Below are 16,325 nucleotides of genomic sequence, written 5' to 3' on the forward strand. Positions count from 1 at the left end.
TACCTTTCCCTTCCTCAGTTATAAATCAAGCACCTAAAGTCAATTTTGGGGGCCACAGCATCTCTAAAGTGGCCTTTTCTAATGCTCGACCGAATGAGAAATGGGCAAGGTCGTTTGCTATTAATGTCACTTTATGGGTAATTGGGCTCTTAGCAGGTAAGGGGCTAGCAAGAGAGAAAAACTTGGCTCTAGGGACGAATGAATTTTGGCTTACAAATCAGTGAGGAATAGTTTAATATGCCCAGCTTGCAAAGTAACTACAGACTACGGATGAAGAGGAAGTTGAATCTTCCGGTCGTTAAATTACAAGGAGTTGAAGTGTCACGGCTTACCGATCTCATCGCACAAGCAAAGGCGAAAGACCCCCAGATGGGGCTGGATTTGGAACGAGAATTCAAGGCGCTGTCTTCGCGCCTCGCGTTCGGATTGAACTTTGAACGGCATCGGCCCGAAGTGGTGGAACTTCCCCGGCGACCGGTCCGCAAGGGAGATAAGGTGCGAGTTCTTCCGGAGCGTGGATCGACCGCGAAGGGGGACCAGCGGCTGTGGCTGGTGAGGGGGGTTGCGAAGGTCAAAGGGAACCTGATCGCACGCCTGGAGTTAAAGGGCGACACCGGATCGGAGATGCAGGATGTTTCAGTTGATGATCTGGTTGTTGTAGCAGAATTTCGGGACTACATCTTCCCAGGGCTAATCTCCACGGGCAAAGTTGCGCAGGGCGGGGACAAGCCTTTTCACACAGTCATCAACGGCGAGAATTACCATGTGCTGGAGGCTCTGACTTACACGCACCGTGGGAAGGTGGATGTCATCTATATCGACCCGCCATATAACACAGGCGCGAAGGACTGGAAGTACAACAACGATTACGTGGAGTCGGAGGACCTCTACCGGCACAGCAAGTGGCTGGCTTTTATGGAGCGGCGTTTAAGAATAGCAAAAAAACTATTAAATCCCTCCGATTCTATCTTGATATGTGCGATTGACGAAAATGAAGTCCACCGCCTTGGATTATTGTTGCAGCAAGTTTTTGAAGGGGTTCGGATGCAGATGATAACAACTGTTATCAACCCAAAGGGTGCATCATTAGGAGGTGACTTCGCACGAGTTGAAGAGTATCTATTCATTCTTTATTTTGGCGGTCGCGTCGTCCCAGAGGTAAGGGATATGCTTGATGAAAGCAAAAACGCAGCCGCTAGTCGCACGGTTAAGTGGTCCAGTCTTATTCGCGGAGGCGCGCAAGGTGTAAGAACAGATAGTCCAGGAGCTTTCTATCCAGTTTTCATTGATTGCGACCGGTCCCGAATCCATTCGTTTGGTGAGCCCCTCCCATGGGAGCAACCTCGTGAATCAGTAGCCGCTCCAAACGGGACAGTCGTAGTGTGGCCTCCGAATCACCTTAGCGGAGTAGAAGGTAGATGGGGGATTGGACCCGAAAAGGCGCGTGAACTGCTTGCAATAGGAGCCCTTCGCCTCGGGAAGATTGATCCGGCGAGGGGTAAATTCCCAATGTCCTATCTTTCATCTGGAATCATGGAAAAGGTTGATTCCGGAGAGATAGAGACCGTAGGCCGGAAACCTGATGGTACTCTAATTGTGCGGTACCCTGAAAATACAAAGGTAACCCAACCTAAAACAGTATGGAAGATGCCTTCGCACAATGCGGGTGAGTATGGTAGTAAGTTGCTTTTCTCGCTTCTTCCACAGCGTAAGTTTCCATTTCCAAAATCACTTTACGCAGTTGAAGATGTCCTCAGTTTCTTTTTGAGCAAGAAGTTGAATGCTACAGTGCTAGATTTCTTTTCAGGTTCGGGGACCACAGTACATGCTGTCATGCGGCTGAATCGTAGGGATGAGGGCCGTCGCCAATGCATAGCGGTGACGAACAACGAGGTCGCAGTAGCAGAGCAACTATTGTTGCGCACTCAGGGCAAGCGCCCGGGGGATACGGAGTGGGAGGAGCTAGGTATATGTGAGTACATTACTAAGCCCCGTGTTAAAGCTGCAATTACAGGACTTACTCCTGATGGCAATCCCGTGGATGGCGATTATAAATTTGTAGACGAATTTCCAATAGCCGAGGGCCTTGAGGAAAACGCGGAGTTTTTCACCCTCACTTACGAAACGCCTGTGGCGGTCAGCCACAACCTTGCGTTTGAACGTGTTGCCCCTCTGCTGTGGCTCCGGGCCGGTAGCCGAGGAAGGCGCATCGATAGCCTTCCCCTCAACGGTTGGGAGGTCGCCGATAATTATGGGTTGCTCACGAATCTGGATCAGGCGGAAGCCTTTTGTGCTGCCTTCCAAAAAACTGATGGCTTGCGTATCGCTTACATCGTCACCAACGACGATCGCCGCTTCCAAGCCATTGCTCGCACTCTGCCAGAATCGGTAGAACCGATCCGGCTATATGAGTCATACCTTTCGAACTTCAAGTTTGCCAATGGAGAGTAATAAATGAAGTTTACCCTCAAGGATTACCAGGACGAGGCGGTGCGGGACGTGCTTGCCAATCTACGGAAGGCACGCAAGCGCTGGCGTGACGATGGTGACCGGCATGCGTTCTCCCTCACGGCGGTAACTGGCGCTGGTAAGACTGTTATGGCTGCTGCGGCATTTGAGGCGTTGTTTCATGGTGACGATAATTACGACTTCGATGCTGATCGCGGTGCAGTGGTGATTTGGTTCAGCGACGATCCTTCATTGAATGAGCAAACGCGGTTTCGCCTTATGGAAGCATCTGACCGTCTGAATTACTCTGATCTCGTCGTGGTGCAGAATTCTTTTAACCGTGAGAAATTTGAACCGGGGAAAATTTACTTCATTAACACTCAGAAGCTGAGTAAAAAGAGCCTCCTTGTGCGAGGCTTCGAACCTGATGAGGACAGCCCGTCATTCCCCGAAATGCGGCCAGACCTCCGTTCCCACACCATCTGGGATACTATCCAAAACACGATTGAAGACCCAGCTCTGACGCTTTATCTCGTTCTTGACGAGGCTCACCGTGGCATGGGGAGTCCGTCGGAAGCGGTATTAAGGGACAAATCAACAATTGTGAAACGCCTCATCAACGGGGCCGGCACTGTCCCCGCGATTCCTATTGTCTTGGGCATTTCCGCCACCGTCGAGCGATTTAATAACGCTATGATAGAGGCACAAGGTCGCGACCTACTCCGAAACGTGGTCGTCGATTCTGCGAAGGTACAGGAGTCGGGCCTGCTGAAGGACACCATCATTATTGACACTACTGATGAAGTAGGCCTATTCGACACGGTGCTGGTACGCCGGGCCACCGGCAAAATCAAGGAGTCGAGCGATACGTGGGATGAGTATTGCAAACAGCAGGGGATCAAGGAGGTCGTTAGGCCGCTCATGGTGCTCCAAGTACCGAACACGCCGGACCAAAACCAGATCGGGCGGGCACTGGATACGATCTTTCAGAAGTGGCCGGCATTGACTGAAGAAGCCATTGCCCACGTCTTCGGCGAACACACCACCCATACGTTTGGCAAGTATTCGGTGCCATACATCTCCCCTGAGCTAGTGCAGGATTCCCATTGGATTCGCGTGCTTATCGCCAAGGATGCCATAAGCACCGGTTGGGACTGCCCACGTGCTGAGGTGCTGGTTTCCTTCCGGCAGTCTAAGGATCGAACCCACATAACCCAGTTAATGGGGCGCATGGTCCGGACCCCCCTTGCCAGGCGGATTCCGGGCAATGATAGGCTCAATTCAGTGGACTGTCTGTTGCCGTTTTTCGATACGAAATCCGTTCAAGCTGTGGCCGACGCTCTCATGAAGGGGGGAGACGACGGCAAAGGGCTCCCTGGCCGTCGTGTACTCATCAATCCAAAGGATATGACGCCGAATCCATCAACTCCGGAATCAGTTTGGGAAAAGTTTCGGACACTGCCGTCCCAGTCCCTGCCACATCGAGGCGCTAAGCCATTGAAACGTTTGACCGCTCTTGCCCATGAACTCGCCTGGGATAAGCTGCTCCCTGGAGCCGGAAAGATCGCCCACGGGGAAATGCACAAGTTGCTGGATGCACTTCAGATACGCTTTTCAGGTGAAATCGCTGCTGCCCGCAAAGAAGTACTGAAGGTTGAAGGGTATACCACTATCGCCGATATGAGGATTAAGGAGAAAACCCTTGATGAATTTTTAGAGGAAGCCGACTATGTCGTGATCGAAGATTCCTATCGTCGTGCCGGGCGCATCCTGAGTCCAGATATAGCGCGCACCTACTCCGAATATCTGGCAGCCAAGAATGAAGATGCTGAAGACATGGAAGAGGCACTGATTGAGGCCTACGCCGACATTGCGGCTCTTGGACTGGTAACCAATGTGAAAACCTGTCTCGACGCCGCAGCGGATACCCTGGCCAATGAGTGGTTCGCAACATACAAGGCTCAGATCAAGAAGTTGTCCGACGAGCGACAGGATGTATATCGTTCGCTTAAAGAGATGAGTACGGAGCCAGGAGAGATAGACCTCGCCGTGCCGAAATCGTGGACGGTGGCTACTACTGAGCAGGATATCCACGGCAACAGCCAGCCGTTGCCGACGTATAGGCAGCACCTATTATGCGACGAGAGCGGTTTGTTCCCGGCTGAGATGAACAATTGGGAACGCGCCGTGTTGGCAAAGGAGATGAAACGTCCAGGTTTTCAGTTCTGGTACCGTAACCCGTCGCGTCCAAGCCAGGATTCTCTGGGAATCGCCTATACGGAGGATCTGCAGATCAAAATTATGAGGCCGGATTTCATCATTTTCTCTGCGGAGGAGGACGGTACCACGGTGGCAGACATTGTTGATCCTCACGGGACACAATACAGCGATTCATTGCCCAAACTTGTGGGCCTGGCGAAATACGCCGAGACCTATTCAAGCGTTTATCGTCGAATTGGTGCAGTTGCCGAGGTTAACGGGACATTGCGCGTGCTCGATATGACCGATGCAAAGGTGCGCAAGGGGGTGGCAGAGGCTAAGGATGCCAAGAAACTCTATGAGGGAACATTGGCGAGCGACTATTGAGCTGAAAGCTCATCCCCTTCACCATCATTCAAAGGAGGCCCACGGAGGAAATTTGAAGCCCCCTTGTGCTATTTTGTAACAGACTTAATCAATCTTCAAAGTTGAGACTTGAAATCAATTTTAATCTACTAGAGCTGGGGGGACTGTGGGTATAAATCGCACCATCTTTAATGCCATTAATGACGTACTTGTGGATTATGGTTGTAGTCCCGCAGAAATTGAAACCTTTCTTATGGCGCGTTGGGGGCTTCGTCGCCGCCAAACAGAAGCAATTTCTATTCTTGATGGCACAATGACCTACCACGGCAAGCAGGAGCTGCTTCATTACGTTGTAGAATTGGCACGAGTAGAACATGGAATACGAGAACTAGAGCCGTGGGTGAGGGATCATGTGGCTCATGCCTTACTCAGTTTCCTGCTCGGAATATACATAAATGAAAGGTTCATGAAAGAGCGGGGGCTTGATGTAGACACGTTTCAGTGGAAGCTCGCAGGTCTCTTCCACGATGTTGCTTATCCGGCCCAAGTGGCTAGAGATATCCTAAAGCCGTTCACAGGCCAGATAAATAAAATCAAGGAAACATTGAGGGTAGAGGCTCCTGACGTATTCTTCAAGCTAGTACCCGTTGGGCTCGACGGATTGAGAAACGACAGAAATTCCCTAGATCTGATCCAACAGCGATTAGACCAGTGGGGGCTTCGCGTGGACGCGGCACGTGAGTACAACGACATGCTGGAGTCCGGGCAGATGTGCCATGGCATCATGAGTTCTCTGTCGGTTCTGTACGTGATTGATCTGATGTACCAAAAATATAATCCTCAGCGGGAACATCGAGACATCTTTGCACCTGTGGGTATAAATTGGAATCAGGCCTTCTTTGAAAACGATGTTGTGTCCGCCTGTTCGGCCATTTTCGTACATAACTTACCCGCCCGCTGTTTCAAAGACGCACCTATAGACAAGGATCGCGCTCCGTTGGCATTCCTTCTGAAATTATCAGACTGCTTGCAGGACTGGGGCCGTCCATCAGCTGAAAATCCCCGCGGGCTACCGACCCGGGGCTACAAAATTAAGGTCACAGATGGAAGACTTGTGTTTACAGTGGCCGACGAACACCGCAGGCAAAAAATAGCAGAAGAGATCCAAACCACACTCGTTACATCAGACATAGAAATATGTTAAGGCACTAGCGCTAACATCTAAAGTGATGGGGGGGGATATGAAGGTCGTTGCAGGGGGCCTCAACGGACTTTATCTTGAAGAAATTAATACCAACTCTAAGAAGGAGACTGTTTGGGTCAAGGCAGCGATAGCTTATGCTAGTGGACATCCAAAGCTCTTCGAGGATTGTTGGAAAAATTCCATCCCACTTACTTTTTATGGAAGGTTCGACAGCAGTGCCCCAGTTACGACGAACATCCTGAAAACGTTTCTGGATAGGAAGTCCCCGAATTTTGTCTGCAAGTTAGTTCCTGACATTTTTCATGCGAAGGTAATATGGTGGGGTGGTTATGGAGTTTATATTGGTTCCGCCAATCTGACCGACAACGGTTGGGTGGGTAATATTGAAGCAGGTACTTTTTTCTCTCAAGAAGAAATAGTAGAGAATGGCCTGGACTTGGAGCTTACGGATTTTTTTGAACAGGTGGACAGTCTGGCGCATTCGCTAACAAAAGAGATCTACGATCAAATTTGCGAATTGGAATTAAGAGAATTCACCGCTAACAAAGGACGACAAACGGAACGTGATGATTTCAACAAGAAACGATTGATTCCCAAACTAAATCCGCTTCAAGCCATTTCACCTCGGAATAGTATTGATCGAAGGAAAAACAAGTTTTTGAAGGAGTGGCGGGATACACTGCAAATACTAAGAGATATTGCAGATCGGGTTTCTGATCCTTCCAATCAGCCGGTATGGCTTCCTGTAGAAACTCCAAAAGGCGTGCAAGCAGATCAGTTTCTTCATGCCTACTATTATAACCATGTACTAGAAGGACAAAAAGCAAGGCACCATGAATTTTATCTCAAAAACTCTGCAAATCCTGAGAGAGCCCTTCAGGAAATCATAAGCTGGTGGAGAACCACTACGTCCGCACCCTCATGGGAAGATCAAAATATAGCTAATTCAAAAACTGTTAAGATTAATTTGAGTAAGAAAAGAATTGACGGCCTGACAGAAAATGACTTCTTAGATGTTTGTAAGCATGTCCACGCGCTTACAGACCATTGCAAGAGAGTTAAAAATAGCACTTATGGGTTGCCTGCCAACTTTTCGACTGACAGCACCGAAAGGATCAAGCTTCTCAGCAAATACCTGTGGAAACAAAAGACTGCTCAAGGGCGGAGTGTGATTCAGGTCCTATCTTATGTCCTTTACGGAGGTAAACCGGAAGGAGTTCCCGAGCGGATTTGGGAAGCGATGGCTTCGGAAGGTTATAAAATCTCGCATCTGGGGATTAGCAGCCTAGGTGAAATTGTCGGATGGACCTTGCCAGATATGTTCCCACCACGTAATGGTCGCACGAGCAAAGCTCTAAAAGCTCTGGGCTATAACGTAGAAATTTACTCTGAATAGGTATTTGATGTTGCCATGATCCACTAATGCAACCAACTAATCTGCCCGTCAGGTGCAATTTGCAATTAATGTCAATCCGTTGATTACCGTAGTATAGCGGTGACGATTTTGTTGATCAGCCGTAATTCTTCGGATGTTGCCCCCTCTATTAGGGCTTGAAACCCTCTCGTAGTGTCAGCCCCGTCTTCAAAATGCGTGAAGTTAAATAACTCCCTCATCTCCACTCGTAATGCATCTGCAATACTCTCCAGCGTTTCAAGAGAAGGATAACGTTTTCCAACCTCTATCCGACTGAGGTATTTAGCCTCTATTCCAACCCGCTCGGCAAGCTGGTCTTGCGATAGCCCCGTACGTTTCCGTAGTTCCTTTATCCTCGCTCCTAGCAGCAGTTTCCTGTCGCTCATTTGTCCCCCCTCGTCTTGTTGCGAATAATGCGCGTTTCAAGAGGGAAGCTAAACTTACTGATAGGCCTATTTTATTTGACAATATCTTCCTAATAGTTAGAATAACCCCACTAAAATATAGAAAAGAACCAGCAAAACCAACTTGAGTGTAAGGTGAAAGTGGGGGAAGAGATGTCGTTTGATAAAACGGTTAAATGCCCAGCCTGTGGTTTCGTTGCTGGTGATGCCTTTGAAGAATGTCCAAAGTGTGGCGTTGTGATTAGAAAGTACCACCAGAAACAAGTGGAAAGAGAGAGGCTGGTAAGAACTGCGAAGGAAGAAGCTCAGCAGCGAAAGGCAAGGAACGAAAAATTAACGTCAGGGCTAAAAGGGGCAGCCCAGGGCATGAAACTTGGTGCGCTCTTTGGGATAGGATTTTTCAGTGTTGGCCTTGTCGTTTGCCTGATTCCTGTGATAGGGTGGGTGCTCGGTCCATTCCTGATGGTGACAGGCATAGCAGCTCCCTTTTTCGTCGGTGCTTTCGGTGTAAAGGGCGGTGTTGATTCTGCAGGCAGTACCATCTTGCGGGGACCGTGTCCTTACTGCACGGGGCTGGTGGATGTCACCATCTTAGCTTCTCAAAAAAATAAGGTTGTTGGAACAGATTGCCCTGTTTGTAGGAAAAGGTTTGTCATAAAGGGTACGACCTTCTACGCAGTCTAGGATAGGTATAGTTTTAAGTATACTCTGAAAATCGAATCAGGAAAACAGTTGGCCTCATCAGTGCTTATGGGCGGAATTTGATTCCGTCTCTGGCACCACTAGAAAGTAGAGGGGTTAGCTAGTAATAGCTAACCCCTTTTTGCTTATTCAACTCCATCTGCAAGACTGCATCCCGTCACAGCTTTCATAAATTCCTTTTTTCTGCTCCAAACGTGTGATAACTTCTCGCCTTCGTAAATATTTCTGAAACCTACGTGGGGACGCTGCGCTTTGAGTGTCGTTGTTAACGGGCAATACAACATAGGCCACATCTGTACGCGGCAGCAATGTGATTTGGGGATGGGGGAAAAGACTGCTTTTCGCTGGATTTCCGCCCATCAGGACCGTGCCGATTACACTTTCAACGACCTCGACCGCGAGTCGAGCCGATTCGCCAACGTGTTGCAGATGCTGGGCTTCACAGCCGGCGATATTTTTTTCACTTTCCTCCCCAAGGCCCCGGAACAGTTCTTCGCCTTTCTCGGCGCGCTGAAGTTGCAGGTGATCTGCGGCACCTTGTTCTCAAACTTCGGCGATGACGCCATACTGGACCGCCTGGGCGATGCCGGGGCGAAAGCCGTCATCACCAAGAAGAGCTTCCTGAAAAAGCTCACGCGGGTCCGTCCGCAGCTCCCTTCCCTGCAGTACATCATCCTCACTGACATAGACGAGCACCAGTCGGCGGAGATCCTGAGCTATGCGGCGTTGATGCGGGAGGCATCTGAGGATTTCACCGCGCCCCTGACCCCGCCCGAAACCCCGTCGGTGCTGCACTATACCTCCGGTTCCACCGGAAAGCCCAAGGGGGTTCTGCACGCGCACAGAAGCGTCCTGCACCAGAGCATGACCGCGGCGAAAGTGCTGGACCTCACCCAGTTCGACATTTACTGGTGTACCGCGGACCAGGGGTGGGTGACCGGAACCTCTTACGGCATCATCGGACCCTGGAGCCTCGGCGTCACCCAGATCCACTACGGCGGCGGCTACGATGCGAAACTGTGGTTCGACGTCCTGCAAAAGGAGGCGGTTACCATCTGGTACTCAGCCCCAACCGCGCTGCGCATGCTGATGCGGGAGGATGCCGGGCTCTACGGCGGCTACGACCTATCGAAACTGCGGCACATCTACAGCGTGGGGGAACCGCTCAATCCCGAAGTGATAACCTGGGCCCGCGCGGCACTGGGGAAGGATATCTACGACACCTGGTTCCAGACCGAGACCGGAGGCATCATGATCTCCAACCGCCCTGGACTGCAGATCCGTCCCGGTTCAATGGGGACGCCCCTGGAGGGGATCGAGGCGGCGATCATCGCGGACGACGGAGAGGTTCTGGGTGACGGCATGACAGGGAACCTCTGCCTCAAGAGCGGTTGGGCCTCGATGTTCACCACGTACCTGAACAATCCCGTGGTGTACGGCCAGAAGTTCAAGAACGGGTACTACTACACCGGCGACACCGCGGTGCGCGATGCCGAAGGGTACTACTGGTTCAAGGGCCGCAGCGATGATGTGATCAACACGGCAGGGCACCTGATCAGCCCGTTCGAGGTGGAAAGCGCCTTGCTGGAGATCCCGGAGGTCGCCGAGTCCGGCGTCATCGGCGCTCCGGACGAACTGCTGTTCGAGAAGGTGGTGGCGTTTGTAAACCTGCACGAGGGGTGCACCTGGAGCAGAGAGCTTGAGGTGAAACTGAGGCTTCACGTCAGCAACAGGGCTTCATCGATCGCCACGCCACAGGAAATAATAGTGGTGGACAGCGTCCCCAAGAACAAGAGCGGAAAGATCATGCGGCGCCTTTTAAAGGCGCGCTACCTGGGTCAGGACGCAGGCGACATATCTACATTGGAGGAATAGCAATGGAGTTGAAAGAACAGTTGAACGATATCTTCTGCGAGGTCTTCGACGATGACGACATCAGGATCTCTGAGGAGATGACCGCGAACGATGTGGACGGATGGGATTCCCTCTCGCACGTCAACCTGATCGTCAGCATCGAGTCCAAGTTCAACATCAGGTTCTCGCAGAAGGAACTGCTGACCTTCAAAAACGTCGGCGACCTCCTTAACGCCATCCGCAGCAAGCTCGGCTGATAGATCATGCCGTTTAACTCGGTTCAGTATTTCCTGTTCCTGCCGCTCGTCTACCTGGTCTTTTATTGCGTGCCGGACCGTGCCCGCTGGGGCGTGCTGCTTGCGGCCAGCTTCTGCTTTTACTCGGCGCTGAAGGTTCCATATCTTCCGGCGGTGCTGGCGCTGGTGACCCTCGTCACCTACGCCTTCGGCATCTGGGTGGACGGGGCGCGGACGCAAGGGGCGAAGCGCGCGTTTTTGTGGTGCGGCATAGCGGCCAACGTGTTGATACTGGTAGGCATGAAGTATCTACCGTTTCTCTCGGAGAACCTGGGGACGCTTGCGAAGCTCTTTTCCCCGGGCGCAGATGTTACGCCTGTACAGGCGCTGGTCGCGATAGGCGTTTCTTACTACGTTTTCCAGGCCATCTCTTACCTTTTCGACATCTACCTGGAAATCGACACACCGGAACGGCACCTGGGGCACTTCGCCCTGCATCTCGCCTTCTTCCCGAAGCTCCTCCAGGGCCCGATCGAGAGGTCGTGCGACCTGATCCCGCAGTTGCGGGAGAAGTACCTGTTCAACTACGAGAACGCGCGTCTCGGGATGCTCCTCTTCACCTGGGGGCTGTTCAAGAAGGTGGTCGTCGCCGACCGCATCGCCCCATACGTTGACAACGTCTATAACAATGTCCACGCCTTCAAGGGACTGCCGCTTTTGCTGGCAACCTACGCGTACTCCTTCCAGATCTTTTTCGACTTCTCCGGGTACACCGACATGGCGCTGGGGAGCGCGCTCCTTTTCAACATCCGGCTGACCCAGAACTTCAACCGTCCCTACTTGGCCACCTCCGTGGCCGATTTCTGGAGACGGTGGCACATCTCCTTCTCCCGCTGGATCCTCGATTACATCTTCAAGCCGCTCCAGATGCAGTGGCGCAGCCTGAAAAACTGGGGCAGCGCCGCTGCTCTCGTCATCGCCTTCCTGGTGTCCGGGATCTGGCACGGGGCGAGCTGGGGGTTCGTGATCTGGGGGGGCTTGCACGGCCTGTTCATGGCCTGCTCCATCTTCTACAAGCCGTACCAGAAGAAGCTGCATAAGGCGCTCGGCATGGAAAAGACGAAGCTTCTCAAGTGGTGGCAGGTATTCGTCACCTTCAACCTGGTCAGTTTTGCCTGGATATTCTTCCGTGCCGCAACGCTTGCCGACGCGTGGTACGTTGCGTCCAACCTTTTCAACGGAGCAGATGGCATGAAAGAAGCGTTTCTGTTCCTGCGGTCGCACGAACTCACCATGACCCTGGTCTCGGTGGCCATTTTCGTCCTGCTGTCGGCCCTTTTCCGACAGGAGAAGCTGCAGCAGCTCTTCGCCAAGAGCGCTTTTAAACGCTACCTGGCTTACAACTCACTGTTGTTTTCCCTTATCCTCCTGGCGAAGTACGGGGCGACTAAGAGCTTCATATACTTCCAGTTCTGACCATGACCAAGCTAATCAAAAAAATAGTTCTTATAGCGTTGCCGGTGCTCGCGTTCCTTGTCCTTTTCGAGTTGCTAGCCCGCACCATCCCGACCAGCTACGGCCAAAAGTACAAGGCGCTCAATACCAAGAAGGACAGCGTTGAGGCGCTGGTCATGGGCTCGTCGCATGCCAACTTTGGCATCGATCCTCAGTACTTCGGGAGGCCCGGCTTTAACATGGCCAACGCCAGCCAGTGCCTGTCGCAGGATTACCAGCTCCTGCTCAAGTACCTCCCCCTGTGCAAAAACGTAAGGTTGGTCCTGGTCCCGATTTCTTACTTCACGCTGCAAACCGACCTCGCTCTGTCACCGGAAGCCTGGCGCTGCGCTTACTATTCCGTGTACATGGGGGTGAATGCAGATGCCTCTGCTTCGGGCTGGGAGCTCAGGAACAACAGCGCGCTTGCCTTGTGGGAAGGTCCTATAGGGGTTGTGAAGAACCTGAAAAAGGCAAAGAAACTAAGGATAAACGAGTTTGGCTACCAGGCACCGGAGCCGAACAGGCAGCGTGTCGACGAGGTGATAAACGACAGCGCGGGGCAACAGAGGGTGGGGTATCACAACAAGATCATGAACCCCTCGGTGTTGCAGTCGAACCTCGCCATACTGGGGCAGATGGCGGAACTGCTCAAGAAAAAGAACATACAGATGATTCTGCTGGTCACGCCGGTCTACAGGACCTACGCTCGGCATGTGGATCCGAAGATTTACGCGACCATGGTCAAGGTAATAGCAGAGGTTTCGAACAGGTACGGGGTCAAAAGCTACAATTACTTCAACGACAGCCGTTTCGACATAAGCGATTTCTCGGACAATGATCACCTCAATGAGAGGGGCGCGAAGAAATTGAGCCTGATACTGAAGCAGGAAATCATCGATGCCAGATGAAACCCCTGCGCCACTGTTAGTGCAATGAAAGAGCGGGGCAGCCAAAAGGAAGAGCAAAGTATGGACGACTTTGGCTTTTGCCGATGGTTTTCCCCGTTCGGCTACCCGGAAAACTCGATCCTGAACTCCGCACCCTCTCCGGTGTTCCGCACGTAGAGCCTTCCTCCCATGCTCTTCTCGATGATGTTCTTCGACATGTAGAGTCCGATCCCCGTTCCTTTATCCGGCCCCTTGGTGGTGAAGTACGGCTCGAACATCCGCGGCATTATCTCCTCGGCAATCCCGCCGGCGTTATCGGTAACGGTGACGACGGATCTGCTTGCATCCTTGAAAAGGCGTATCGAGATTTGCGGAGTGGCCACCGCCCGCTCGTTGAGGGCTTCCCTCGCGTTGTTCACCAGGTTCATTATGACGTGGGAAAACTCGTTCCGGTGGCCCGTTACGACCAGCTCGTCCGTCTGCTCGATACGTACCTCGACGCGCATCGCTTTAAGCGGCGCCTCCAGAAGTGTTACCGTGGCGGCCACGGCCGCATTGACGTTGAACGGCTGGGGCTCCTTCTCCTCCTTCAGGAAATCCTTGAAATCGGTGATGGTGTCCGACATGTGCCTGATAAGATCCATCACCTTGGCGACCTCTCCCTTAAGGAACTCGCCGCTGAAGTTTCCCACCTCGTAGGTCAGTTGCATTTGCTGGACGAGGAGCCCGAGGACGTTCAACGGCTGCCGCCACTGGTGCGCGATGTTGCCGAGCATCTCCCCCATGGCTGCCAGCCGGCTCTGCCGCATGAGAAGCTGTTCCTTTTCCCGCAGGTCCTCAACGGCGGCAAGGCGCTGGTCGGTCTCCCGCTGCAGCGCGACGTACGCCTGCTCAAGTTCTGCCGTCCGCTCCCTGACCCGCAGCTCGAGTTCGTCCTTGGCCCTGCGGAGCGCCTCCTCAGCCTCTTTGCGGCGAGTGATGTCCTCGACGATGGCTACTTCGAAATCCGGCCCGCCACGGAGGTCGCGCACCAGCGACAGGGTGAGCCTTGCCCATACGTGACGACCGGCTTTATGGAGGAAGCGCTTCTCTACGCTGTAGCTGTCCAACTCCCCTGAGGCCATGTTTCTGAATGGGATGAGATCGAGGTCCAGGTCATCGGGGTGCGTCATCTCGGGCCAAGGGGTCGCCAGCATCTCTTCGCGGCTGTAGCCCAGCATGTTGCAAAACGCCTCGTTGACGTCGATCCATCGCGCGTCACTGAAGGTCACCCGTCCCATTCCGACCGCCGCCTGCTCGAAAACGGCCCGGAACTTCTCCTCGCTCTCCCTTAGCGCCTCCTGGGCGTGCCTTTTCACCGTGATGTCACGAAGCGTCAGGACTCCCATCTGCAGCTTCCCCTGCGGGTCGCGTATCGCGGCACCGCGGTAGCTGTAGATCCGCTGCCAGGTCTGCTCCTTGTTTTTCACCAAAAGCTCGACATCGTGCAGCTCCTCTCCCCTCATTACCCGCCGTATCGGCCACTGCTCCAAGGGGAGGAGTTCCCCTTCCAGCGTCCTCAGCTCGATCTTTTGGACCATTCTTTCAAACGTTTTGATCGCATCAAGTTCCTCCTCGAAGTCGTACATCTCCAGGGCCCTGCGGTTCCAGTACAACCCGGCGGTTTCGGCGTCAATGACGATGAGCCCCTCCGCCATATTGTCGATGATGTCCCTTAGTTTCTCCTCGCTTTGGAGCAGCGCCTCGCGGGTCCGCTGGTCCTCGACCAACCGCACGTGAAGGTCTGCGCGTTTCCCGATTTCGTAGACGATGGCTGAGAAGGTGACGATCCACGAGAGGACGAGGAGGCTGATGCTGAAGGTGGTCCCGTAGAGGCCGTGAAATTCTCCGGCAAGGACTAGCTACCCGAGCAGGATGGGGAGTGCGACCGCAGGCAGGAGCAGGGCACGCGAGACGAAGCCGCCGGGTGTGGGTGACGTGAAGACCGCCGTGAAGGCCTCCCTCGGCCTTGCGAGTAAAAAGCCGACGCCAAGGAGAAAGATGGAGAAGCTCGTGGGCCAGGCGATGGCGGTGACCCGCGGAGCAGCGTAGAACCCCTCGACATGGTAGAGATAGCCGAGAAGTCCCATCTGGCCAAGCAGGCAAAGGATAAGGCCAAGCGACTGGGCCATGCGGATCGCCACCCCTTTCCCCTGCAGCAGCAAGAAGGTGCCGATGCCGCAAATGGTGAAGGCGAAGGCACCGGGGGGACCCATCCGGTTGGGGTGCAGGACGCCTAGGGCGCCCGGTTCCTCATAGGCTAGGAACTGGTCGATGCCGAAATCGAAGCCGAGCAGGTGTTCGAGGAGGGTAAGAGCGGCGATGGCGGTAGCCGGTGCCGCGAGAACGGCCGACCACCATCTCCAAGGCCTCGTGCGCTCCGCCGCCGCGACAGCCAGGGCAAAGCCACTAAGAGCAAGGCACAAAGAGGCGTTGGTCTTCATGACGAAAGAGTACAGACCGCTAGAGGTAAGGAGGCCGGAGAGCCACAGGGCGAGATGGACCGCTCCGATGACGGCAGCGACGATTCCGCTCAGAACCGCGCCGCGTCGAAGATACTGTTCCGTTCGCTCTTCCTGTGTGGGGGTGGGGACCATGAAGCACTCATGCCTGCAGGAGATACCGGTTAAAAAGTCTTCACCAATATAGCATCCCTTTGTCTGAGTGCAGTCCGCGGCATAACCTTTCTTGCAGAAGACAATAGATCCCCGGGTTTATAAAGAGCCCGGGGCGGGAGGAAGAGTCATGGGCGAGGGGGCATCACTTCGTGCCGGTTTTCTCACTCCAGCTGAATTGCGCCTCCGCGGCGGTCACCTTCTTCGTTGACTCAGGTCGCTGACTACGCGGTAGCCCAGCAACACGAAGGGCCAGGAGTGCCAGAAAAGGTCGAATACATCGATGGGCCGGATCAAAGTTCCCGCCGTCAGCATCCCGATCTTCTCGACGATATGGGGCTGGGGGTAGAAGGGGGCAAAACCAAGAAGCAGCGCCAAGGGGATAAGAAATCTGTAGCTGAGTCTGTCCTTCATGGTCATCTATCGACCTCACGCTTCATTTGCAGGCGACGCGCTCCTT

At 53.3% G+C, this 16,325-nt stretch carries 13 protein-coding genes; 9 read left to right on the plus strand and 4 right to left on the minus strand.

Annotated elements, in window-relative coordinates; genetic code table 11:
- Positions 1-282 precede the first annotated feature (282 nt).
- The 4 genes from GEOBRER4_RS02095 to GEOBRER4_RS02110 all read left to right on the plus strand — a co-directional run bounded on the left by GEOBRER4_RS02095 (position 283) and on the right by GEOBRER4_RS02110 (position 7,613).
- Entirely contained in the window at positions 283-2,451 is a 2,169-nt protein-coding gene (locus tag GEOBRER4_RS02095; RefSeq protein WP_197971390.1) for a site-specific DNA-methyltransferase, read from the plus strand.
- A 3-nt stretch (positions 2,452-2,454) separates the two neighbouring features.
- Positions 2,455-5,034, plus strand: coding sequence for a DEAD/DEAH box helicase (locus GEOBRER4_RS02100; protein WP_185244031.1), 2,580 nt, complete (start codon positions 2,455-2,457; stop codon positions 5,032-5,034).
- 145 nt (positions 5,035-5,179) lie between these two features.
- Positions 5,180-6,217 (plus strand): hypothetical protein, encoded by a 1,038-nt coding sequence (locus tag GEOBRER4_RS02105; RefSeq protein WP_185244032.1) that lies wholly within the window; start codon positions 5,180-5,182, stop codon positions 6,215-6,217.
- A gap of 37 nt (positions 6,218-6,254) precedes the next feature.
- Entirely contained in the window at positions 6,255-7,613 is a 1,359-nt protein-coding gene (locus tag GEOBRER4_RS02110) for a phospholipase D family protein (protein WP_185244033.1), read from the plus strand.
- A gap of 83 nt (positions 7,614-7,696) precedes the next feature.
- Here GEOBRER4_RS02110 and GEOBRER4_RS02115 read toward each other — a convergent pair whose 3' ends face one another.
- Entirely contained in the window at positions 7,697-8,017 is a 321-nt protein-coding gene (locus GEOBRER4_RS02115) for a helix-turn-helix domain-containing protein (RefSeq protein ID WP_185244034.1), read from the minus strand.
- A 171-nt stretch (positions 8,018-8,188) separates the two neighbouring features.
- Between GEOBRER4_RS02115 and GEOBRER4_RS02120 the strand changes: the two genes are divergently transcribed.
- The 5 genes from GEOBRER4_RS02120 (at position 8,189) to GEOBRER4_RS02140 (ending at position 13,232) form a co-directional block, all read left to right on the plus strand.
- Positions 8,189-8,719, plus strand: a complete 531-nt coding sequence (locus GEOBRER4_RS02120; RefSeq protein ID WP_185244035.1) for a hypothetical protein — start codon at positions 8,189-8,191, stop codon at positions 8,717-8,719.
- A 339-nt stretch (positions 8,720-9,058) separates the two neighbouring features.
- Positions 9,059-10,612, plus strand: coding sequence for an AMP-binding protein (locus tag GEOBRER4_RS02125; protein ID WP_185244036.1), 1,554 nt, complete (start codon positions 9,059-9,061; stop codon positions 10,610-10,612).
- 2 nt (positions 10,613-10,614) lie between these two features.
- Positions 10,615-10,848: an acyl carrier protein gene (locus GEOBRER4_RS02130; protein WP_185244037.1), complete on the plus strand. Its 234-nt coding sequence runs from the start codon at positions 10,615-10,617 to the stop codon at positions 10,846-10,848.
- 6 nt (positions 10,849-10,854) lie between these two features.
- Positions 10,855-12,303, plus strand: a complete 1,449-nt coding sequence (locus GEOBRER4_RS02135; RefSeq protein WP_185244038.1) for an MBOAT family O-acyltransferase — start codon at positions 10,855-10,857, stop codon at positions 12,301-12,303.
- A gap of 2 nt (positions 12,304-12,305) precedes the next feature.
- Positions 12,306-13,232, plus strand: coding sequence for a DUF1574 family protein (locus GEOBRER4_RS02140; protein WP_185244039.1), 927 nt, complete (start codon positions 12,306-12,308; stop codon positions 13,230-13,232).
- A 101-nt stretch (positions 13,233-13,333) separates the two neighbouring features.
- On the opposite strand, the gene GEOBRER4_RS02145 is transcribed toward GEOBRER4_RS02140, so the two are convergent.
- The 3 genes from GEOBRER4_RS02145 to GEOBRER4_RS02155 form a co-directional block, all read right to left on the minus strand.
- Positions 13,334-14,986 carry a PAS domain S-box protein gene (locus GEOBRER4_RS02145; protein WP_185244040.1) on the minus strand — a complete coding sequence of 551 codons (1,653 nt, stop codon included), beginning with the start codon at positions 14,984-14,986 and terminating at the stop codon, positions 13,334-13,336.
- A 126-nt stretch (positions 14,987-15,112) separates the two neighbouring features.
- On the minus strand, positions 15,113-15,847 hold the full coding sequence (locus GEOBRER4_RS02150; protein WP_185244041.1) for a hypothetical protein: 735 nt from the start codon (positions 15,845-15,847) through the stop codon (positions 15,113-15,115).
- Between the two features lie 213 nt (positions 15,848-16,060).
- A complete protein-coding gene (locus GEOBRER4_RS02155) occupies positions 16,061-16,285 on the minus strand; it encodes a hypothetical protein (protein WP_226377864.1) in 225 nt (74 codons plus the stop codon).
- Positions 16,286-16,325 lie beyond the last annotated feature (40 nt).

It is taken from the genome of Citrifermentans bremense, from assembly GCF_014218275.1.
Lineage (GTDB): Bacteria > Desulfobacterota > Desulfuromonadia > Geobacterales > Geobacteraceae > Geomonas > Geomonas pelophila.